This is a genomic window from Nocardia sp. NBC_01730 (genome assembly GCF_035920445.1).
GTDB lineage: Bacteria > Actinomycetota > Actinomycetes > Mycobacteriales > Mycobacteriaceae > Nocardia.
This window is the reverse complement of sequence record NZ_CP109162.1, coordinates 1,399,646-1,419,958: the sequence shown is the minus strand read 5'-3', so window position 1 is coordinate 1,419,958 and position 20,313 is coordinate 1,399,646. Positions and strand designations below refer to the sequence as shown.

21 protein-coding genes are annotated in these 20,313 nt (G+C 64.5%); 10 read left to right on the top strand and 11 right to left on the bottom strand.

Features of this window, described 5'->3' with window-relative positions; all coding sequences use genetic code 11:
- Positions 1-99: 99 nt before the first annotated feature.
- The 8 genes from OHB12_RS05540 to OHB12_RS05505 are packed head-to-tail and all read right to left on the bottom strand — an operon-like array spanning position 100 to position 8,050.
- Complete coding sequence (locus tag OHB12_RS05540) at positions 100-1,248, bottom strand: acyl-CoA dehydrogenase family protein (protein ID WP_327116762.1); 1,149 nt, start codon at positions 1,246-1,248, stop codon at positions 100-102.
- Positions 1,249-1,259: 11 nt separating this feature from the next.
- Positions 1,260-2,408 carry a thiolase family protein gene (locus tag OHB12_RS05535; protein WP_327116760.1) on the bottom strand — a complete coding sequence of 383 codons (1,149 nt, stop codon included), beginning with the start codon at positions 2,406-2,408 and terminating at the stop codon, positions 1,260-1,262.
- 35 nt (positions 2,409-2,443) lie between these two features.
- Positions 2,444-3,265, bottom strand: a complete 822-nt coding sequence (locus OHB12_RS05530; protein WP_327116759.1) for an enoyl-CoA hydratase/isomerase family protein — start codon at positions 3,263-3,265, stop codon at positions 2,444-2,446.
- Positions 3,265-4,497, bottom strand: coding sequence for a CaiB/BaiF CoA transferase family protein (locus OHB12_RS05525; protein WP_327116757.1), 1,233 nt, complete (start codon positions 4,495-4,497; stop codon positions 3,265-3,267). The genes OHB12_RS05530 and OHB12_RS05525 overlap by 1 nt, the downstream gene beginning before the upstream one ends.
- Positions 4,497-5,264 (bottom strand): SDR family NAD(P)-dependent oxidoreductase, encoded by a 768-nt coding sequence (locus tag OHB12_RS05520; RefSeq protein WP_327116755.1) that lies wholly within the window; start codon positions 5,262-5,264, stop codon positions 4,497-4,499. The genes OHB12_RS05525 and OHB12_RS05520 overlap by 1 nt, the downstream gene beginning before the upstream one ends.
- Positions 5,265-6,431, bottom strand: coding sequence for an acyl-CoA dehydrogenase family protein (locus OHB12_RS05515; protein WP_327120916.1), 1,167 nt, complete (start codon positions 6,429-6,431; stop codon positions 5,265-5,267).
- Positions 6,432-6,466: 35 nt separating this feature from the next.
- Positions 6,467-7,726 (bottom strand): amidohydrolase family protein, encoded by a 1,260-nt coding sequence (locus OHB12_RS05510; protein WP_327116753.1) that lies wholly within the window; start codon positions 7,724-7,726, stop codon positions 6,467-6,469.
- Between the two features lie 15 nt (positions 7,727-7,741).
- Positions 7,742-8,050 (bottom strand): hypothetical protein, encoded by a 309-nt coding sequence (locus tag OHB12_RS05505; RefSeq protein WP_327116750.1) that lies wholly within the window; start codon positions 8,048-8,050, stop codon positions 7,742-7,744.
- Positions 8,051-8,458: 408 nt separating this feature from the next.
- Here OHB12_RS05505 and OHB12_RS05500 point away from each other — a divergent pair, with 408 nt between their 5' ends.
- The 8 genes from OHB12_RS05500 to OHB12_RS05465 are packed head-to-tail and all read left to right on the top strand — an operon-like array spanning position 8,459 to position 15,134.
- Positions 8,459-9,730, top strand: a complete 1,272-nt coding sequence (locus OHB12_RS05500; protein ID WP_327116748.1) for an aromatic ring-hydroxylating oxygenase subunit alpha — start codon at positions 8,459-8,461, stop codon at positions 9,728-9,730.
- Positions 9,711-10,037 (top strand): hypothetical protein, encoded by a 327-nt coding sequence (locus tag OHB12_RS05495; RefSeq protein ID WP_327116747.1) that lies wholly within the window; start codon positions 9,711-9,713, stop codon positions 10,035-10,037. The genes OHB12_RS05500 and OHB12_RS05495 overlap by 20 nt, the downstream gene beginning before the upstream one ends.
- A 1-nt stretch (position 10,038) precedes the next feature.
- Complete coding sequence (locus tag OHB12_RS05490; RefSeq protein WP_327116745.1) at positions 10,039-11,253, top strand: metal-dependent hydrolase family protein; 1,215 nt, start codon at positions 10,039-10,041, stop codon at positions 11,251-11,253.
- Entirely contained in the window at positions 11,237-11,653 is a 417-nt protein-coding gene (locus OHB12_RS05485) for a nuclear transport factor 2 family protein (protein WP_327116743.1), read from the top strand. The genes OHB12_RS05490 and OHB12_RS05485 overlap by 17 nt, the downstream gene beginning before the upstream one ends.
- On the top strand, positions 11,650-12,738 hold the full coding sequence (locus OHB12_RS05480; RefSeq protein WP_327116741.1) for an acyl-CoA dehydrogenase family protein: 1,089 nt from the start codon (positions 11,650-11,652) through the stop codon (positions 12,736-12,738). Before OHB12_RS05485 ends, OHB12_RS05480 begins: the two co-directional genes overlap by 4 nt.
- A 51-nt stretch (positions 12,739-12,789) precedes the next feature.
- Positions 12,790-13,524, top strand: coding sequence for an acyl-CoA dehydrogenase family protein (locus tag OHB12_RS05475; protein ID WP_327120914.1), 735 nt, complete (start codon positions 12,790-12,792; stop codon positions 13,522-13,524).
- Between the two features lie 51 nt (positions 13,525-13,575).
- Entirely contained in the window at positions 13,576-14,232 is a 657-nt protein-coding gene (locus tag OHB12_RS05470; protein WP_327120912.1) for a TetR/AcrR family transcriptional regulator, read from the top strand.
- A gap of 44 nt (positions 14,233-14,276) precedes the next feature.
- The gene (locus OHB12_RS05465; RefSeq protein WP_327116739.1) at positions 14,277-15,134 is read left to right on the top strand and encodes an acyl-CoA thioesterase; all 858 of its coding nucleotides are present in this window, start codon (positions 14,277-14,279) and stop codon (positions 15,132-15,134) included.
- A 107-nt stretch (positions 15,135-15,241) separates the two neighbouring features.
- Here the strand turns inward: OHB12_RS05465 and meaB are convergent, their stop codons facing one another.
- The gene (gene meaB, locus OHB12_RS05460; RefSeq protein WP_327120909.1) at positions 15,242-16,120 is read right to left on the bottom strand and encodes a methylmalonyl Co-A mutase-associated GTPase MeaB; all 879 of its coding nucleotides are present in this window, start codon (positions 16,118-16,120) and stop codon (positions 15,242-15,244) included.
- 73 nt (positions 16,121-16,193) lie between these two features.
- Here meaB and OHB12_RS05455 point away from each other — a divergent pair, with 73 nt between their 5' ends.
- Both OHB12_RS05455 and OHB12_RS05450 read left to right on the top strand, forming a co-directional pair.
- Positions 16,194-16,955, top strand: coding sequence for an SDR family NAD(P)-dependent oxidoreductase (locus OHB12_RS05455; RefSeq protein WP_327116737.1), 762 nt, complete (start codon positions 16,194-16,196; stop codon positions 16,953-16,955).
- A 164-nt stretch (positions 16,956-17,119) separates the two neighbouring features.
- Complete coding sequence (locus OHB12_RS05450) at positions 17,120-18,133, top strand: ferredoxin--NADP reductase (RefSeq protein ID WP_327116735.1); 1,014 nt, start codon at positions 17,120-17,122, stop codon at positions 18,131-18,133.
- Positions 18,134-18,200: 67 nt separating this feature from the next.
- Here the strand turns inward: OHB12_RS05450 and OHB12_RS05445 are convergent, their stop codons facing one another.
- Entirely contained in the window at positions 18,201-19,271 is a 1,071-nt protein-coding gene (locus tag OHB12_RS05445; RefSeq protein WP_327120907.1) for a CaiB/BaiF CoA transferase family protein, read from the bottom strand.
- 29 nt (positions 19,272-19,300) lie between these two features.
- Positions 19,301-20,257 carry an LLM class F420-dependent oxidoreductase gene (locus tag OHB12_RS05440; RefSeq protein ID WP_327116733.1) on the bottom strand — a complete coding sequence of 319 codons (957 nt, stop codon included), beginning with the start codon at positions 20,255-20,257 and terminating at the stop codon, positions 19,301-19,303.
- Between the last annotated feature and the right edge of the window lie 56 nt (positions 20,258-20,313).

The window sequence follows — 20,313 nt, the reverse complement described above, 5'->3', positions numbered from 1 at the left end:
TCCGTCGGGAGGCCGGCGTCACCGGCACCAAAACGTTGATGGTGCTCGGATCCTGGACGCGCGGCGTTTGATGTGCCCACGACATGGCGTGAGCACCGGTCACAACCCCAGAGACTTGGCGATGATCACCTTCATGACCTCGCTGGTTCCCGCGTAGATCCGGGCGACGCGCGCATCCGTGTACAGGCGGGCGATCGGGTACTCGGTCATATAGCCGTAGCCACCGAACAGCTGCAGACAGCGGTCCACCACCCGGCCCTGTACTTCGGTGGTGAACAGTTTGACCCGCGCGGCATCCGCGCCGGACAGTTCGCCCTCGACAAGATCGAGAACTGCCCGGTCCACCATGGTTTGCGCGGCCTCGATCTCCGCAGACATCGAGGCGAGCTCGAATTTCGTGTTCTGAAAAGAAGCAACCGGAGTCCCGAATGCCTTGCGTTGCTTGACATAGTCGATCGTCGTAGTGACTGCTGCCCGCGCCTGGGCGACCGACCCGACGGCCACGGTCATCCGTTCCTGCGCCAGATTGTTGCCGAGGTAACCGAAGGCCGCGCCCTCCTCGCCGAGCCGGTTCACCGCGGGAACCCGCACGTCATCGAAGGACAGCTCGACGGTGTCCTGCACCTTGCAACCCATCTTGTCCAGTACCCGACCACGCTCGAACCCAGGCATACCGTCCTCGACAACGAGCAGGGTCAGACCAGCTCGCCGGTTCTCCGGGTCGGTCGCCGTGCGCGCCACCACGATCACCAGGTCGGCGAGCAGCCCACCGGTGATGAAGGTCTTGGCACCATTGAGTACGTAATCCTCACCGTCACGCACGGCACTGGTGCGCATACCCGCCAGATCGGAGCCGGTCCCTGGCTCCGTCATCGCGATGGCCGTCAACAGCTCGCCGCTCGCGAGGCCGGGAAACCAGCGCTGCCGCTGCTGTTCGTCGGCGTACTCCAAGAAGTACGGCAGGATGACGTCGAGCTGCGTGCGCACCGTACTCAGCGTTACCAGCGCGCGGGCCGCTTCTTCTTGTAGCACTGCGTTGTAGCGATAGTCTCGCTCCCCTGCCCCGCCGTACTCCGATGGAATAGCCACCCCGAGTACGCCCAGCGATCCGAGGCGAGCGAAGACCGTGCGGGGCATCCGGCCAGCACGCTCCCACTCGGCATAATGCGGAACGACATCCTTTTCGATGAATTCCCGCACCAACTGCCGGAATGCTTCGTGGTCCTCGGTATAGATCTCCCGGCGCAACGACGTCTCCTTTATCGGGTTACCAGCTCGACGATGGTGGCGTTGGCGGTGCCGCCACCCTCGCACATCGTCTGCAGGCCGTAGCGAATTCCTTTGTCGCGCATGTGATGAATCATTCGGGTCAGCAGACCCGCTCCCGAACCACCAAGCGGGTGGCCGAGTGCGATGGCCCCGCCCAGTGGATTGAGCAGCCGCGGGTCAGCACCGGTCTCAGCGAGCCATGCCAGCGGGACCGGAGCGAATGCCTCGTTCACCTCGAAGACACCGACGTCGGACAAGGCCAGGCCAGCTCTACGCAGCACCTTCTCCGTCGCCGGAATCGGGCCCGTCAGCATCAGCACCGGATCAGAGCCCGTCACCACACCGGCCTGGTAGCGCACTAGCGGCGTCAGCCCTATTTCGCGGGCCTTCTCCGGTGTCGTCACCAGCACGGCGGCCGCCCCGTCGGAGATCTGGGAGGAGTTGCCCGCGTGGATCACGCCACCGTCCTGGAAGGCCGGCTTCAAGGCGGCGAGCTTGTCCGGGGTGGTGCCGCGGCGCACGCCTTCATCGGCCGTCAGGTTCCCGTCCTCCGTGACAACAGCAACGATCTGCCCGTCGAAAGCACCCCGGTCCTGCGCGGCGGCGGCCAACTCGTGTGACGCCGAGGCGAATTCATCGAGGACACGTCGAGACAGACCCCATTTCTGCGCAATCAGTTCTGCGGATATCCCCTGATTGAAGGAGTAATCGTCATAGCGCGCAAGAACGTTGGGCCCATACGGAACACCGTCGCCTTTCGCCGCGCCGAGCGGCACCCGGCTCATCACCTCCACGCCGCCCGCGACGACGACGTCCTGCTGCCCGGACATCACGCCCTGAACGGCGAATTCCAATGCCTGCTGACTCGAACCACAGGCCCGGTTGACTGTCGTCCCCGGAATGCTCTCCGGCCAGCCCGCGGCCAGCACCGAGTAGCGCCCGATATTGCTCGACTGGTCACCGACCTGGGATACGCAACCCCAGATGACATCATCGATCACCGCCGGATCAATCCCGGTGCGCTCGATCAGTGCGTTCAGCACGACGGCGGACAAATCGGCCGGATGGGTCGAGGACAACCCTCCGTTCCGCTTGCCGAACGGCGTACGAACCGCCTCGACAACAACTACTTCACGCATCCAATTCTCCAGTTCGGTCTAGCTATGATTCGAATTCACAGCGGAACTGCCCGTCCGGACACCGACCAGCGGCCGGTGAATTCCGGATCTCGCTTCTCGGCGAATGCGGCGAAAGCCTCCGCCGCATCGGCCGTCGCGAAGTTCACCGCCTGCGCACGGGCCTCACTGGCCAGCGCATCCCGCAGGGTCCGGTCAGCGCCTTCGTTCAACAACGCTTTGGTCTGAGCAAGTGCGACAGGCGGCCCTGCAACGAGCCGTGCGGCAAGTTCGAGGACAAACTCGTCGACTTCCGATTCGGGTACCACCCAGGTCACCAGGTTCAGTGCGCGCGCCTGCTCCGCGTCGATCATCTCGGTCAACAGCGCCAGACGCTTTGCCTGCTGCAATCCGACCAACTTCGGCAGTAGCCACGAGCCACCGAGATCCACGGAAAGCCCCCGGCGGGCGAAAATCTGCGAGAATCGCGACTCCGGCGTAGCCACCACCAGATCGCAGCCGAGGGCGAGATTCCAGCCCGCACCGACCGCCACGCCGTTCACTTTTGCGATCGTGGGAATCGGCAGCTCATGCAGCAGTAGCGCCACATCGGTCAATCTGCGCATTTTGTCGACGGGATGGGTGGGGTCCGGCTCGGCGATATCAGCTCCGGAACAGAACGCCCCACCCGCGCCGGTGATGACCAGCACGCGAACGGCGGGGTCGTGTCCCGCGGCATCCAGCGCATCACGCAGCGCCACCCATAATGCTCGGTCGATCGCGTTCTTGCGCTGCGGCCGGTGCAAGGTCAGGGTTCGCACGCCATTGCGATCCTCCGATATCAGCGACGCACCCACAACACTCTCCTTCTCGTCAGACATCAGTGGTAGGCCGGCCCGATCGCACCCTGCACGCGCAACCAGGTGATTTCGTCGTCGGAAAGTCCGAGTTCGGTGAGCACCGCGTTGGTGTGCTGCCCGAGCGCGGGCACCGCCCCCATGGGCGGCTCGAAACCGGCGATGATCGGCGGCGGCAGCAGCGCCGGGATCGGACCTACGGGGCTGTCGATACTGCGCCAGCGATCGCGGGTGGTCAGCTGCGGGTGTACCAGTACTTCGCTCGGCAGGTTGTAGCGGGCGTTGCCGATTCCTGCCGCGTCCGCTGCCTTCTGCACGTGCCCGAGATCATGGCGCGCACACCAGTCGCCGATCTCGCCGTCGAGCACCTGCCGATGCCGAACGCGGTCGGGATTGGTCCGAAACCGCGCATCCTCGGCGAGGTCGGGACGCCGCAGCAATTCGCGCGCAAGACGCTGCCATTCGCTGTCATTCGTCGTGCCGAGTACCACGGTCTGCCCGTCAGCGGTCGGATAGGCACCATACGGTGCCACCGCGGGCGAACTCATACCGAGCGGCTGCTGATCGACGCCCGAGTGCCGGGTGTAGGTGAGGTGGTAACCCATGACCTCGGCCATGGTGTCGAACAGGCTCACGCTGATCGCCGCGCCACGCCCGCCACGCCGTTGCTGCCCGCACAACGTGGCCAGGATCGACAACGCCGCGTACAACCCGGAGGTGACATCGGCGACCGGCGGCCCGGGCTTGGCGGGCGCGCCCGCCTGCCCGGTGACCGCACACACCCCGGACTCCGCCTGCGCGAGGAGGTCGTAAGCACGTTTACCCGACAACGGACCGCCCGCGCCGAAACCATCGATCTCCACCGCGATCAGCTCGGGATAGCGGTCGGCCAGATCGGCGGGCGCGACCCCCAGCCGAGCGGTCGCCCCCGGCGCGAGATTGGAGACGAGCACGTCGGCGCGCTCCAGTAACCGGTGCAATACCTCCAGTCCGCCAAGCGATTTCAAGTCAAGGGTGACCGACTCCTTCCCACGGTTCACCCAGACGAAATGAGCGGCGAGGCCATTGACCACGTCGTCGTAATGCCGGGCGAAATCGCCGCCCTTCGGGTTCTCCACCTTGATCACCCTGGCCCCGAAGTCGGCGAGGGTCCGAGTACACATCGGCGCGGATACCGCTTGCTCCAGTGACACCACGGTGACACCGGCCAGCGGTGCGTCCGCTGCTGGCCTGTCATCCGGCGCCGGCTGCACCATCACATCACCATGCCGCCATCCACCGGCAGCACCTGCCCGGTGACGAACGACGACGCATCGGAGGCCAAGAAGACAAAGGCACCCGCGATCTCCTCGGGCTCAGCCCACCGGCGCAACGGAATGCGGGCGAGCATCTGGGCCGCGAACTTCTCGTCGGTGCGAATGGTGCTCGTCATCGGGGTCGCCGCGAGCGGTGCCAGCGCGTTCACCAGGATGTTCTTGCGGGCCAATTCACGCGCGAGGGACTTCGTCACGCCGATGATGCCCGCCTTGGCAGCCGAATAGTTCACCTGTCCGAGGGTGCCGACGATGCCCGCCGACGAGGTCACGTTGATGATCCGCCCGGTGCCGTTCGTCGCCAGTTTCGGGAGTGCGGCCTGCGAGCAGATGAAGGTGCCCATCAGGTGGATATCGATCAACCGCCGAATCGACTCTTCGGTGGTGTCCGCGAACATTGCCGGGTCGGTCACGCCCGCGTTGTTCACCAGAATGTGCAGCGTCCCGTCGCCCAGGTCCACCGCCTTGGCGACTGCGGTGTCGGCCGCCGCGCGATCCCGCACATCCAACGCGGCACTGGCGGCTTTGCCCCCGTTGGCCGAGATCTTCTCGGCTACCGCCGCAGCCGCGGCTCCGTCGACATCGGTGACCACCACCGCGGCACCCGCAGTGGCGAAAGCCTGGGCGACGGCCGACCCGATACCGCCGGCGGCCCCGGTGACCAGCGCAGTGCGCCCGGTCAGATCGAAGAGTGCGTTCTTGATGGCCATTCAGTAGCTCCTCGGCATACCTAGAGTGTGTGATCCCAAATAGTTCAGAATCATTTCCTGACTGATCGGCGCGATCTTCATAACGCGCGCCTCACGGAAATAACGACCAACGTTGTATTCCTCGGCGTAACCCATCCCGCCGTGTGTCTGCAGCGCACGGTCGGTCGCGGTGAACCCGGCGTCCGCGCACAGATACTTGGCGGTGTTCGCCTCACGCCCGCATGGCTTGCCGTTGTCGTAGAGCCACGTCGCCTTGCGCAGTACCAGTTCGGCGGCGTCCAAATGGGTCAGCGAGTCCGCGAGCGGAAATTGGATACCTTGGTTCATACCGATCGGCCGGCCGAACACCTCGCGCTGACAGGCATATTTCACGGCTCTGTCCAACGCCACCCGGCCCAGACCGAGGGCCTCCGCCGCGATCAGCATCCGCTCGGGGTTCAGACCATCGAGTAAGTACTTGAACCCCTTGCCCTCCTCGCCGACTCGATCAGCCACCGGGATCCGGAGATCGTCGATGAACAATTCATTCGAAGTGACCGCGTTGCGTCCCATTTTCGCGATCGGCCGGATATCGACCCGGTCCCGGTCCAGGTCAGTGAGGAACAGCGTCATGCCATCGGTCTTCTTCTCGACCTGGTCATAGCTCTGGGTACGAGTCAGCAGCAGGATCTTTTCCGACTCCATGGCCTTGGAGATCCACACCTTGCGCCCGTTCACCACGTAGTCGTCACCGTCGCGTTTAGCGAAGGTGGTGATACGTGTGGTATCCAACCCGGCACCCGGTTCGGTCACGCCGAAGCAAACATGCAGATCGCCCTTGGCGATGCGGGGCAACGTTCGGCGCTTGAGCTCATCCGAGCCATGCACGACCACCGGATGCATGCCAAAGATCGACATGTGGATGGAACTGGCGGCATTCATGCCGCCACCAGAGCGCGATACCTCCTCGAGCAGCAACGTCGCCTCGGTGATACCGAGACCGAGGCCGCCGTATTCCTCTGGAATAGTGATGCCGAGCCAGTCGCCTGCGGCAATGGCGTTGTAGAATTCTGTCGGAAATTCGTGCGCCTGGTCCTTTTTCATCCAGTACTGGTCGTCGAACCTCTTCGCCAGTTCGGCAACTGACTTGCGAATCAGTTGCTGATCCTCGCTCAGTTCGAAATTCATTCCGGCAGACACATCCACTCCTGTATTCGCTCGAATCACCGAATCGGTCCCGACCCCGGGATGTCCCTCGAAGGGGAAGGCGCCTGTGCCCGGGTACGACCGCAAAACTCACGATCGGCCACGGATTCGCGAAGCACGCCGACCGTCGCCCGCTCCTTTGGTATGTGCAAGAAGGGATCGAAGGAGTACCAGCGCATGGCATTCTCATGAGTCATCTTGTTGATGTCGGAGTCCCACACGGCGTCCTCGTCCATGACCTCATAGAGATCCTCGGGCGCGGTCGGCCAGGCCGAATCGCTGTGCGGATAGCCTGCGGCCCAGCAGATATTGTCGATGCCGATCCGCCGACGCAGGTTGATGCCGACCGGGTCACTGATGAAGCAGGTGAGGAAGTGCTTCCGGAACACTTCGCTCGGCAGCACGGCGCCGAAGTCGCGCCGCGTACGCGACGCCAGCCTTTCGGCGATCCGGTCGGCCCGCTCCAAGAAGTAGGGGACCCAGCCGATCCCGCCTTCGGGCAACGCGATTCGGAGATCCGGAAACTTCTCGAAGACCGCCGACCACAGTAGATCCGCCGCAGCAGCGGCAATGTTCATAGGAGCTACAGTTTCCAGCACCTGCGGCGGTGAATCCTCGGTCGGCATAGTCGACCAGCCCGCCGAGCCCAGCGGCATCGACAGGACGGTGCTCGTATCACACAACGCCCGCCACAGCGGATCCCAGTAGGAGTCATGGAAGCTTGGATAGCCGAGCGCGGCCGGATACTCGGTGAACGTCAGCGAGTGACAGCGTTTGGCCGCGACCCGGCGCACCTCGTCGGCGCACAGTTCAGCATCCCAGATCATCGGCAGTGCCAGCGGGACGAAGCGGCCCGGATAGGCGCCGCACCACTCGTCGATCTGCCAATCGTTGTAGGCACGCACCAGCGCCCGTGGCAGATCAGGATCATCGGTGGCGCCCAGCCCGGTCGCGAGACCAGGGAACGACGGGAAGTTCATCGAGGCGAGGATGCCGCCTGCGCTCATCGCCTCGACCCGAGCGTGCACGTCATAGCTACCCGCCTCGATCTCATCGAGCCCTGCCGGCTCGAGACCGTACTTCCGGTCGGCCGCGGTACTCGGTGCCGCACGGGGGATGACCACATCGCGGAACTTCCAGACGGCAGTCCCGTCCGCTCGTTCCACCAGCTGAGGGGCCTGCCTCGAGTACCGGCTGTGCAGATGGTTCACGAACAGGTCGGCCGGTTCGATGAGGTGGTCACCGACGCTGATCAAGATCATGTCATCGCGCTTCATGACGGTCCGTTTCGCTCAATCGGAGGCGGGTAGCGCCTTGGCAGCCTTGATAGTCATCGGCGTTCCGTCGCAGCTCAGCTCCCCCGCACCAGCCGCCGTGCACAGCAACTCCACTGCTTCACTCGCGTCCACGTAGCGCTTGCCGATCAGCGTGACCGCTGTCCCGTCCGCCGCAACCGGCTGGGCGGTGGCCGCCGAAACCATCGGACTCCCGCCGCAGGCGATCACCGGCGCGCCCTCGGCGGGCACTCGAATCACCACCACCCTGGTTCCGCAGACGGTGCTGGCGAGCTGGTCACCGGGGTGCACAGGCGACGTTGTCATGGTGAATCTCCCTTCCTTGTGGCGATCCCCGCGGCTCTGCGGTCACGATGCTCTCGCTCACTGGAAACTATCTTCTCATCAAAAGAGAATCAATGCCGCAGCGACCGCAATGCCCGGCTGACCACGCGCCAGTCGGCCACGTCGACCGCCCGACGAGCAGACTCGAGCCCTCCAGTCGGCGACATTGACTATCCAAGCCAGTCGTGGAAACCTAGAAGTTCATATTTGAGAATATGATTCTCTCGGCTGAGAGGAGGTCGGCATCCGTGTGCACCCACTGCGGGTGGGTCCGGGGAGACAGGTACGGCACGCCGTCACCCGCATCCTGCTGCGCGCCCAGGGAACCATCACCCGACCATGGCGTTCAACACCTTCGGCGTAGAAGTCGAACACTGAAAGGCTGAAACCTTGCCCCACTTCACCAAACCAGCAGCAGGCAGCTGGACCCAGCACTACCCAACCCTGGGCACCGAACCCGTCGACTACACCGACTCCACCGACCCCCAATTCTACGAAGACGAACGCAACGCCATCTTCAAAAAATCCTGGCTCAACGTCGGCCGCGTCGAACGCCTCCCCCGTACCGGCAGCTACTTCACCCGCGAACTCGCCTGCATCGGCACCTCACTCATCATCGTCAAAGACACCGACGACACCATCCGCGCCTTCCACAACATCTGCCGCCACCGCGGCAACAAACTCGTCTGGGACGACTACCCCAACGAAGAAACCGCAGGCACCTGCCGCCAATTCACCTGCAAATACCACGCCTGGCGCTACAGCCTCGCCGGCGAAGTAAAATTCGTCCAACAAGAACAAGAATTCTTCGACCTCGACAAAAACCTCTACGGACTCAAACCCGTCCGCTGCGAAGTCTGGCAAGGCTTCATCTTCATCAACACCGACAACAACGCACCCCCACTCAACGACTACCTCGGCACCATGATCAAAGGCGTCGAAGGCTACCCCTTCCACGAAATGACCGAAACCTACACCTACCGCGCCGACATCGGCAGCAACTGGAAACTCTTCATCGACGCCTTCGCCGAGTTCTACCACGCCCCCATCCTCCACATGAAACAAGCCGTCAAAGACGAAGCCGACAAACTCGCCGGCACCGGCTACGAAGCACTCCACTACGAAATCCAACCCCCCCACTCCATGATCTCCAGCTGGGGCGGCATGGCACCACCCAAAGACCCCAACATGGTCAAACCCATCGAACGCATCCTCCGCAGCGGACTCTTCGGCCCCTGGGACAAACCCGACATCGAAGGACTCGACACCCTCCCCGAAGGCATCAACCCCGCCCGCCACCGTGCCTGGGGCATCGACGAATTCGAAATCTTCCCCAACATGTCCCTGCTCTTCTGGGAACCCGGCTGGTTCCTCACCTACCACTACTGGCCCACCGCCGTCAACCGCCACATCTTCGAAGCAGCCCTCTACTTCGTCCCCGCCAAAAACGCCCGCGAACGCCTCGCCCAAGAACTCGCCGCCGTCACCTTCAAAGAATACGCACTCCAAGACGCCAACACCCTCGAAGCCACCCAAACAATGCTCGCCACCAACATCGTCACCGACTTCCCCCTCAACGACCAAGAAATCCTCCTCCGCCACCTCCACAAAACCGCCAAAGACAAAGTCGAGGAATACCGCAATGCCAACACTGCCCCCTGAATTCAACGACCTCGACCCCTACATCGACTGGGCCCTACCCACCGAACCCGAACGCTACACAAAACGCCTCAACTCAACCATGCCCCAAATGCAACAATTCTACGACGCCGCATTCCCACGCATCCAAGACGCCATCACCCACTGCGACAAACACACCTGGGGCGACCTCCCCGACGACACCCGCACCCTCTTCCACCTCATGCAATCCCTCATCAACATCTCCTTCCCCATCGAAGTATGGAAACAACCCCGCGTCCCCGACAGCGGCGCCGCCATGGTCCAACTCCTCCGCGAACCGGTCGTCTGAAATGCAGACGCTGAAGGCAGCCGGTTTCCTGGACATCGACACCGGCGAGATCGCCCGCCCCGCTATCCTGCGGGTCGACGGCGACCGTATCGTCGGCGTCGGTGGCGCCCCCGAGGGTGAGGTCATCGACCTCGGCGAGCTGATCTTGCTCCCTGGCCTGATGGACATGGAGGTCAACCTCCTGATGGGCGGACGCGGCGAGACGGGCCTCACCTCCAGCGTTCAAGACGATCCGCCGTTACGCATGCTGCGTGCCGTGGGAAATGCCCGCCGTACGCTACGAGCCGGATTCACCACCGTCCGCAACCTCGGCCTCTTTGTGAAGACCGGTGGCTATCTTCTCGACGTCGCGCTCGGCAAGGCGATCGACGCCGGATGGATCGACGGGCCCCGGGTAGTGCCTGCGGGCCACGCGATCACCCCCACCGGAGGGCACCTCGACCCGACGATGTTCGCCGCGTTCGCACCCCACGTGCTGGACCTGACCATCGAAGAGGGCATCGCCAACGGCGTCGACGAGGTACGCAAGGCAGTCCGATATCAGATCAAGCACGGTGCCCAGCTGATCAAGGTGTGTGTCTCCGGCGGCGTCATGTCGCTGACCGGAGCTCCTGGCGCACAACACTATTCAGCGGACGAACTGGTCGCGATCGTGGATGAGGCACATCGGCGCGGCCTGCGCGTCGCCTCGCACACGCACGGCGCGGATGCGGTGCGCGCGGCGGTCCAGGCCGGCATCGACTGCATCGAACACGGCTTCCTGATCGATGACGACGCGATCGCGCTGATGGTCGAACGAGGCACCTATCTGGTGCCGACCACCCGCCTGGCCGACGCCATGGACGTGTCCAAGGCCGCGCCCGAACTGCAGGCCAAGGCAGCCCTGATGTTCCCGCGCGCAAGAACTTCCGTGCTGGCTGCCTATAAAGCAGGCGTGAAGATCGCGGTGGGCACCGACGCCCCGGCCATCCCGCACGGCCGCAATGCCGACGAACTGGTCGCACTCGTCGAGCGCGGCCTGCCGCCGCTGGCCGTGCTACGGGCCGCGACCGTCACCGCCGCCGAACTGATCGACGTCACCGATCGTGGACGGTTCGCCGAGGGACTTCTCGCCGACATCATCGGTGTGTCCGGTGACCCGCTGCAGGACATCTCCGTCACCCAGAACGTGCGCTTCGTCATGAAAGGCGGAAAGGTCTATGTCGACAATCGATGACGTGATCGAGATCCAGCAGTTGCTCGCCCGCTACGCGGTCACCATGACTCAGGGCGACATCGACGGGGTGCTGGCGGTTTTCACCGCTGACGGCACGTACAGCGCCTTCGGCGACAGTTATCCGCTCGCTGATTTCCCGGCACTGGTCGCGGCAGCTCCCAAGGGCTTGTTCATGACCGGGACTCCGGTGCTGGATATCGACGGTGGCAGCGCGACCGGCACCCAGACCCTGTGCTTCATCGATCACGCTACCCACGACATGCGGATCGGCTACTACCGCGACACTTACACCCGTACCGACGCCGGTTGGCGGCTGCGCACCAGGGCGATGACGTTCATCCGCCGCAACGGCCACCACGATTCCGGTCGTCCACACGCCTTCGAACGACCGAATGTATGAACCACGGTGAGTTCCGAGCAGGCCTGCGGGCCTGGCTCGACGAAAACGACCTGTCCGTCGATATCAGTCACACTCTCGACGAACAGGTCGCGCAACTGGCCCGAGTCCGCAGCGCGCTGTATGACGCGGGTTGGATGCGCTACGGTTGGCCCGCCGACGTCGGAGGTCTCGGCGGGCCGGCCGTTCTTCGGGCGATTCTCGGCGAGGAAGTCGCCACTCGCGACTTGGCCGAGCCCGGAATCTATTCGATGGTCGAGGTGCTCGCACCGACGATGATCTCCTACGCCCGCCCGGAACTGGCCGCGGAAATGGTCCCTCGGCTGCTGAGCGGCCGCGAGCAGTGGTGTCAGGGCTTCTCCGAACCTGGCTCGGGTAGTGACCTCGCCTCGCTGACCACCCGGGCCGAGCAGCGTGGCGACAACTGGGTGATCTCCGGTCAGAAGGTGTGGACCAGTCTGGCGCAGTATGCGGCGCGATGCGTATTGCTCACCCGCACCGCACCGGGCCACGACGGCATCACCGCCTTCTTCGTGGATATGGATACCCCCGGCATCACCGTACGGCCGCTGCGCACCATGCACGGCATCGACGAATTCGCGGAAGTGTACTTCGACGAGGTGGTCGTCCCCGCCGACCGAATGCTCGGCCGTCCCGGGGACGGCTGGCGCGTCGCGATGGATCTGCTGCCGCACGAACGCTCGACCTGCTTTTGGCACCGAATCGCCTATCTCTACACGCGATTGGACCAGCTACTGGCCGAGACGTCCGCCCCCGACGATGCCGACCTGGGAGCCGCGTACCTCGCGCTGCATACGATCCGCTGCCGTTCCCACGCGACCCAGCAACGGCTGGCCGCAGGAGACAAGCTCGGTCCGGAGACGTCCATCGACAAGGTTCTGCTCGCCACAGCCGAACAGCAATTGTTCGACACCGTCCGTGATCTGCTGCCCGGCACGCTGGAGCTCATCGACTCGTCATGGCGCCCGGAATTCCTGTACTCGCGGGCGGCGACGATATATGGCGGCACCGCCGAGATCCAACGCAATATCATCGCGCGTCGCCTGCTCGACCTCGGGAAAGAGTGAACCGTGGAGAATGCCGAACTCGATCTGCTCACCCAGACGCTACGCAAGACGATGCTCGTAGCCTCCGGCCCCGAGCTGTATACGGCACTTGCCGACCTCGGGTGGCATCAAATGCTCGCCGAGATTCCGGAAGTCGCTGTGCCGCTGGTCTTCCGCTTGCTCGGCGAGACAGGCGCACACGCTCCGTTGCTGAACGATGTGCTGCGCGACAGCATAGGACGGCCCGCCATCGAGTCTGTGCCACTGCCCTTCGCGGGCGGCAGATGGGTGTTGTGGGAGGAGATCGGCGGCGGAAGCTCGGCAATCGATGCCGAACTACCCATCCGTGAAGTGCCGGCAGGAGATGAGATCCCGCTTGCCGTCGGCCGCCGTGCCCTCGGCTGGTGGCTGGTGGGCACGAGCAGAGCGATGCTCGCACTCGCCAAGACGCATGCCATGCACCGCGTCCAATTCGACCGTCCCGTTGCTTCCTTTCAGGCCGTCCGGCACCGACTCGCGGAGGCGCTCGTCGCCACCGAAGGCGCCGAGGCGACACTTCAGGCCGCCGACAGCGATCTCGGCGCGTTGCTGGCGAAGGCTGCCGCAGGGCGGGCGGCGTTGACCGCGGCCCGGCATTGCCAACAGGTCCTCGGCGGCATCGGCTTCACTGCCGAACATGATCTGCACCGGCATATTCGGCGCGTCCTGGTACTCGACTGTCTACTCGGCAGTTCTCGGGAGCTGATCCGCGATGCGGGGGCAATGCTGCGAACAACAGGCAACGCTCCGCGCCTGGTCCACCTTTGACGAGACAGCGTGCCGACTCTGTTCACCATGGTCGGCGCCGGAATGGTCCCCATGAACAGCGCGACAGAAGATCCGGCATGGAAGCAGCGCGCGGTCGAGCGCTCGATCAGGACCGCGAAGCTGCGCGCTGAACAACGGGTGCAGCGTTTCCTGGATGCGGCGCAGGCAATAATCCTCGAAAACGGGACGATGGACTTCACCGTGCAAGAAGTCGTCGAACGGTCTCGTCAATCCCTGCGCAGCTTCTACCTACAGTTCGACGGTAAGCACGAGCTGCTGGTCGCGCTCTTCGAGGAGGCCTTGATCAACGCGGCCGATCAAATCCGTACTGTCGCTGCCAGTAGGCCCGATCCACTCGACCGGCTCGCGGTCGCTGTCCAGCTCCTGTTCGACTTGTCGCGCCCCGACCCGACAGCACAGCGCCCGCTGTTCACCGACTTCGCACCTCGCCTCCTGGTCACCCACCCTGCGCAGGTCAAGGTCGCGCACGCACCGCTGCTCGCGTTGTTCGTCGACCTGGTGAACGATGCCGCCGCGGCAGGTGAACTGCGGCCAGGGCTGAACCCACGCAGGGTGGCGGCGATGACCATGCAGACCGTGATGTTCACGGCCCGGTCCGGTGGCAACCTCGACGACGCGACCGCCCGTCCGATCACCGCCGAAGAGGTGTGGAAGTTCTGCGCCACCGGAGTCGTGCACCAGTCATGAGAAGCTAGTTCTTCTACAATGAGAATTTCGATTACACTAAGGTAATGCCCGATCTCTGGAGTGATCTTCTCGCTTGCCTCGAGCTACGTCGCTGCCCCTCAGTTGGCGCTACCGAGCGACACGCAGTCCCCCCTGCTGATGCCGACGCCGTCCAAGAATTCGAGGGACCCAATCTGCCGCTGGACTACCACCGGCTCTTCGGTGGGCAGATTCTCGGGCAACTCGTCCGCGCTGCCGGGCTCTCCTGCCCGGACAAGGCCGTCAAATCCGTACACGCGATCTTCGGCAAAGAGGGCCGATACGAAGAGCCTGTCCGCTACGAGGTCACGTGCCATCATGAGGGCCGCTCGTTCGCGACACTGTCGGTGATCGCACGACAATCCACCGTCGTTGTGGCGAGTGCCTCGGTGTCCATGCACGGCGCCGAAGACGGACCGCTCCATCAGACCATCGCCGATGTACCGCCCCTCCTGCCCCCTGACCATGAAGTCCAGTTCGATCTACTGCCCTGGGAAACTCGTTCCGTCACAGACCTGGACGACACGACGGCGGGCGAACCGGAGTACGAGTTCTGGATGCGCACCCCGGAAGTCAGCCGTGAGCTTGCGTCCGTACTGACCGCCTATGCCACCGATCTGAACCTCATCGGTACCGCGCTACGGCCGGTGGAGGGCGTCAGCCAGCAGGGTAACGGCACCGACTTCGTTTCCGCCGTTACCTCCCACACCCTCTGGTTCCATCGTCCGTTCCGCACCACGGACTGGCTCCTGCTCCGTCAACACAGCCCGGTACTGGCTCACGGGCGCTGCTTCGGCCGCGGCGACGTGTTCACAAAGGACGGCACGCTCGTCGCGTCTTATGCTCAGGAAGCGCTCCTGCGGTTCAAGCAAGACGCGGCCTGAAAGGCCCCGCCGATCGGCTCTGCACGGCCGTTCGGCGGCGGAGAGCCGATCGGCGATCAAATCAGCTGCGCCGCAGGCCGGATCGTCGGCAGCCACTGCGGTTGCGGTCACTCATGACACGAAACCGGGGGACGCAGCAACAGCTCAGCGGCTGCGTAGGGGTCGTGACGGCCGGCCACGACGGCTGCCGCGAGTTCGTCCAAATCCTGGTGAGCGCGCAAGCGCGTCTGCGCGAGAGACAGGATCTGAGCCCTTGCGCGCGCCGTCCTACGCGCCGTTGAATCCGCGCGATGGTGCGCCTCGATCGCCTCGATCAATTCAGCGACGCCCCGGCCCCGCGACGCGACGAGGGTGTGAATCGGCAGCCCGGTTTCGATATGCAACTCCCGCACAGTCTGCTCAGCACCCGCGCGATCAGCCTTGTTGACGACGATGATGTCGGCGACCTCGAGCAAGCCGGCCTTGGCTGCCTGAATCGCGTCGCCCGCACCAGGATTCAGGATGACCACGGTAGGGTCCGCCACCGCCGCGATCTCGATCTCGGACTGCCCGACGCCCACCGTTTCCAGCATGATCAGGTCGTAGCCGAGAGCGGCGAGCAATCGGATCGCCGCGGGCACCACGGCGGCGAGCCCACCGAGATGGCCACGAGTAGCCACCGACCGAATCAGGACATCAGGATCGTTGATGTGCGCGGCCATCCGGATCCGATCACCGAGCAACGCGCCACCGCTGTAAGGCGAGGACGGGTCGACTGCCAGCACCGCTACCCGGAGGCCGCGCTCGCGATACCCGGCGACGAGCACCGCGATCGTCGTCGATTTGCCCGCGCCAGGCGGCCCGGTCACCCCGATCACGCGCGTCGGCACCTGATCGAGCACCGCGAGTACCTCCGTGCGGTGCGCGTTCTCGACGAGGCTCAGAAGTCGGCCCGCCGCCCGCACCGAGCCGGAGCGTGCCGCAGTGATCAATTCCGGAATATCCATCGTCCGCCTGCCAGTCATGAGAATGCTATTCTCTCAACAAGAGAGCATGAGTTGCAAGAAGGGTGACCGACCTATGAATGGCGCACTCGCTGGAAAGGTGGCGTTCGTCGCAGGAGCCAGTCGTGGCTTGGGCGCGGCAGTCGCCACGACGCTCGCACAGCAGGGCGCGGCAGTCGCCGTCGCCGCACGCTCCGAACGGGAAGGCCGGACGCCCGGCACGATCCATTCAGTCGCCGACCGGATCGCGGACATCGGTGGACGAGCTCTCGCCGTGCACTGTGATGTCACCGATGAGAACTCGGTGGAATCCGCAGTGCACCACACGCTCGCGGAATTCGGCGGCATCGACATCCTGATCTCCAATGCAGGCATGCTCTGGCTCGGCCCGATCGAATCCGCCCCATTGCAGAGCTGGCAACAGTGCCTCGACGTCAACCTCACCGGGGTCTTCCTCTTGACCAAGGCGGTCATACCCCACATCAGAGCCCGCAGCGGCGGCTCTCTGGTGGCGATGACGACCAACGGCGTAGGCCCGACCGTGCGCGGCGCGAACGCCTACTGGGTCGCCAAGGCTGCCACCGAGCGTCTCTACGCCGGACTCACGGCCGATCTGAAACCCGACAATATCGCGGTGTACTGCCTCAGCCTGTCGCGCTTGGTGCTCACCGAGGACTGGATCACCGGCCGCGATAGCCCTGGCGCATCAGCGCGGGGGGCCGAAGCCCTGGAGACGATTGCCACTGGGGTCGCCTTGCTGGCTCAGCAGGATAGCAACGGCATCACAGGCACGATCCAGCACTCAGACGTGCTCGCGGCACAACGCCGACACCACTGAGCCCGCCGAGTATGCGCGGCGGCACCGGATCACACCTTGCTTCGGCCGGTTCCACAGCGATCCCGCAGTGCCCGCCATCCCGCCGGGCACCTGAAGGCCTTCGTGAATCGTCGAGAATAATATTCTCACCAACACAGAATCTTAATATCAGAAGGAGATTGCCGATGGCGAGACCGCCCTTGTTCCAGCGCGCTACGGTGACCCGGATCATCAAAGAGAACGCCGACGTCCGCACCTTCGTGCTCGACCCACACGAGGGGCCGTTGCCGTACCAGGCTGGGCAGTTCTGCACATTCCGGGTCCGGGTGGACGGGAACGACCTTTTTCGGTCCTACTCCATGTCGAGTGCACCCGAGGCCGATGACGAGTTCACCACCACCGTGAAACGAGTGCCCGGCGGGAAGGTCTCCAACTGGCTGAACGACCACCTGGCCGAAGGCGACGAGATCGAAATGACCAGGCCGGCAGGGAAATTCTGCCTGCGCGAGACAGACGTGCCACTGCTCGGTTTCAGCGGCGGCAGTGGAATCACACCGATCCTCTCGCTGACCAAGAGCGCCCTTAGAGCCACCGACCGCAGCGTGCGGCTGTTGTGCGCGGACCGCGATCGGGCCTCGGTGATATTCGACGCAGTACTGTCCGAACTGGTCGAGCGCTATCCGACCCGGCTCGAGGTGATCCGGCACCTGGACGCGGAGCGCGGCCTGCTCGACCCGGCCGCAGTGCGTGCCTTCGTCGGCGCCGACGGCCATGCAGACACCTACATCTGTGGACCGGAACCCTTCATGGCAATGGCGGAGGCCGCCCTCCCCGGGCCGGGACTGATCTACAGCGAGCGCTTCGGCACACCCGCACCGATCGCCGCGCCGAGCACCGTTCAGACTCCACCCGACGCCGACGCCCCTGCGGGGACAGTAACGATCATCCTGGGCCGCAAGAAAGTATCGGTGCCACGCACCGAGGGCGAGACACTGCTGGAGAGCGCCCGCCGCGGCGGTCTGACTCCGCCGTTCTCCTGCGAATCGGGCAACTGTGCCACCTGCATCGCCAAACTCACTGCCGGATCGGCGACGATGCGCATAAACGATGCGCTGACCGACGACGAAGTCACCGAGGGCTACGTGCTCACCTGTCAGGCAGTACCCGACACCGCCGAGACCATAGTCGACTACGAATAAACGGTCGCATCGAAGTCGGCCGCCGGCCGCTCGTCTTCGATGGGCGGCCGGACCGGCGGAGCTGTTTTCAGGCGCCGTGCTCACCCAAGCGGGGCGGCGGACCATAATCAGGCTCGAATCCGGCGATCCGAATCGGACTGCCGACCAGCCGGTAGTCGCCGACGATCACCACTGCCCGCGGCGTCGCGGCCAGCGCTTCGGGCAGGGTACGCACGGCGGCCGCGGGGATACCGAGTGGCCTCAGCCGTGACTCCCACCCGGCTGCGGTGTCCGATGACAGGGCGCCGAGCACGATGGCGAGCAATTCGTCGCGGTGCGCTGCCCGCTCGGCCATCGTCGCGAAGCCATCAATATCGGCTTCCGCGGCAAAGGTCTTCCAGAACCCGTCGTGGGTGATGAACAGCGCGAGATATCCCTCGGCGGTCGGAAATATCTGCGCTGGAACGTAATACGCGTGCGCCCCGAACGGCCGACGCAGTGGTTGCTTGCCTTCGTTGAGGTAGGCCGAAGCGTGGTAGTTCAACTGCGAAAGCATCACCTCACTCAGCGACACCTCCACCTGTCCGCCCCGACCGGACACGATCTGGGCAAGCAAACCCAGCGCCGCGGTCAACCCGGTGGAGTTATCGGCCGAGGAGTAGCCGGGCAGTGTCGGCGGGCCTGCCGGATCGCCGGTCAGCGCGGCGACTCCGGTCGCGGCTTGGATCACATAGTCGAACGCCGGGTCGTCGCCGGCGTCCAGCCCGAATCCGGTGATCGCCACACAAACTATCCGCTCGTTCCATTGCCGCAATGCCTCGTAGGTCAGGCCGAGCCTGCGGACCGCCGAGGGTTTGAGGTTCACCAGCAGCGCGTGCGACTGCGCGACCAACTCGCCGAGCGTGGATTGGCCATCAGCCGAGGTCAGGTCGAGGCAAATGCTGCGCTTACCACGATTGAGGCTGGCGAAGTAGCTGTCACCTACCTGCCGCGAGATCTCGCCGTCGAGCGGTTCCAGTTTGGTGACCTCGGCCCCGAGATCGGCGAGCATCATCGTCGCGTACGGACCGGCCAGCATAGTGCCGACCTCGAGGATGCGGATACCGTCCAACGGGCCGGCATTCGCGGCGGCCGCGTGGCTCGCGCCCGCGCCGGGGATGTCCCCCGTGTTCGCGCCGCGAGCGCTGGTCACCGCAGTTCCTTCGCCAGGTCGGCGATCATCTCCCGGGTCCGGCGCTTGGAGGCGACCAGTTCGTCGCGGTTGTCACCGATCGGCAGCAGCCGCACCGAGAGATCGGTAGCTCCGGCATCGGCGAATCGCCGAAGTCCGGCGGCAATGGCCCGCTCGTCACCCGCGATGCAGATATCGCCGATGTCCTGGGCGTCGCCGGCTTCCAGGAGTCGCTGATAATTTGGCGAGATTTCGGCTTCCCCCAGGATTCGGTTCGCCCGGGACCTGGCCTCATCGACCTCGGAAGGTTTACACAGACATACCGGTAGACCGGCAACCACCCGCGGTGCCGGTCGACCGGCCTCGGCTGCTGCCTTGGTGATGCGGGGGACGACGTGTGCGCCGACTGCACGTTCGTCGGCCATCCACAGAATTGTCCCGTCGGCGTGCTCGCCTGCGATCCGCAGCATGACCGGCCCGAGTGCGGCGATCAGCACCGGCACGGGTGCGACGGGTCCGAGGTCGAGCGGATTGTGCACCGTGAACGTCGTGTTCTCAACGTCGACCTGGCCGGGTCCCCGCAGCGCGACGTTCAGCACGTCGAGATAGTCCCTCGTGTATCCCGCGGGCTTCTCATAGGGCAATCCGAGCATGCCCCGGACAATCCAGTGATGCGATGGACCGACGCCGAGCGCCAGTCGTCCGCCAGCTGCGGCCTGTGCCGAAAGCGCTTGCCGTGCAAGGGCAATCGGATGCTGCGCCTGCAGCGGCACCACGGCGGTCCCCAACTCGATCCGCGTGGTCCTCGACCCCATCAGCGCGATGGTGATCAGCGCGTCGAAATCGGTAGGAATCTGCGGAATCCACGCGGTGTCCAACCCCGCCGATTCCGCCCACTCGATGTCGTCCAACATCCGGGTGAGCTTTCGCGCGGCATCCCCTTTTTCCGGCCCGATCATCACTCCGATACGCACGAATGCCTCCGTATTCCACTGCTTGCCGCATGGCCGGGGCCCCAGCCATGCGCGCC

Coding starts and splice junctions, on each gene's coding strand:
- OHB12_RS05530 (WP_327116759.1), bottom strand. CDS start 3,265: ATGTCTGACGAGAAGGAGAGTGTTGTGGGTGCGTCGCTGATATCGGAG.
- OHB12_RS05510 (WP_327116753.1), bottom strand. CDS start 7,726: ATGAAGCGCGATGACATGATCTTGATCAGCGTCGGTGACCACCTCATC.
- OHB12_RS05480 (WP_327116741.1), top strand. CDS start 11,650: ATGAACCACGGTGAGTTCCGAGCAGGCCTGCGGGCCTGGCTCGACGAA.
- OHB12_RS05490 (WP_327116745.1), top strand. CDS start 10,039: ATGCAGACGCTGAAGGCAGCCGGTTTCCTGGACATCGACACCGGCGAG.
- OHB12_RS05515 (WP_327120916.1), bottom strand. CDS start 6,431: ATGAATTTCGAACTGAGCGAGGATCAGCAACTGATTCGCAAGTCAGTT.
- OHB12_RS05535 (WP_327116760.1), bottom strand. CDS start 2,408: ATGCGTGAAGTAGTTGTTGTCGAGGCGGTTCGTACGCCGTTCGGCAAG.
- OHB12_RS05520 (WP_327116755.1), bottom strand. CDS start 5,264: ATGGCCATCAAGAACGCACTCTTCGATCTGACCGGGCGCACTGCGCTG.
- OHB12_RS05450 (WP_327116735.1), top strand. CDS start 17,120: ATGGCGAGACCGCCCTTGTTCCAGCGCGCTACGGTGACCCGGATCATC.
- OHB12_RS05455 (WP_327116737.1), top strand. CDS start 16,194: ATGAATGGCGCACTCGCTGGAAAGGTGGCGTTCGTCGCAGGAGCCAGT.
- OHB12_RS05465 (WP_327116739.1), top strand. CDS start 14,277: ATGCCCGATCTCTGGAGTGATCTTCTCGCTTGCCTCGAGCTACGTCGC.
- OHB12_RS05505 (WP_327116750.1), bottom strand. CDS start 8,050: ATGACAACGTCGCCTGTGCACCCCGGTGACCAGCTCGCCAGCACCGTC.
- OHB12_RS05525 (WP_327116757.1), bottom strand. CDS start 4,497: ATGGTGCAGCCGGCGCCGGATGACAGGCCAGCAGCGGACGCACCGCTG.
- meaB (WP_327120909.1), bottom strand. CDS start 16,120: ATGGATATTCCGGAATTGATCACTGCGGCACGCTCCGGCTCGGTGCGG.
- OHB12_RS05475 (WP_327120914.1), top strand. CDS start 12,790: ATGCTCGTAGCCTCCGGCCCCGAGCTGTATACGGCACTTGCCGACCTC.
- OHB12_RS05470 (WP_327120912.1), top strand. CDS start 13,576: ATGAACAGCGCGACAGAAGATCCGGCATGGAAGCAGCGCGCGGTCGAG.
- OHB12_RS05495 (WP_327116747.1), top strand. CDS start 9,711: ATGCCAACACTGCCCCCTGAATTCAACGACCTCGACCCCTACATCGAC.
- OHB12_RS05485 (WP_327116743.1), top strand. CDS start 11,237: ATGTCGACAATCGATGACGTGATCGAGATCCAGCAGTTGCTCGCCCGC.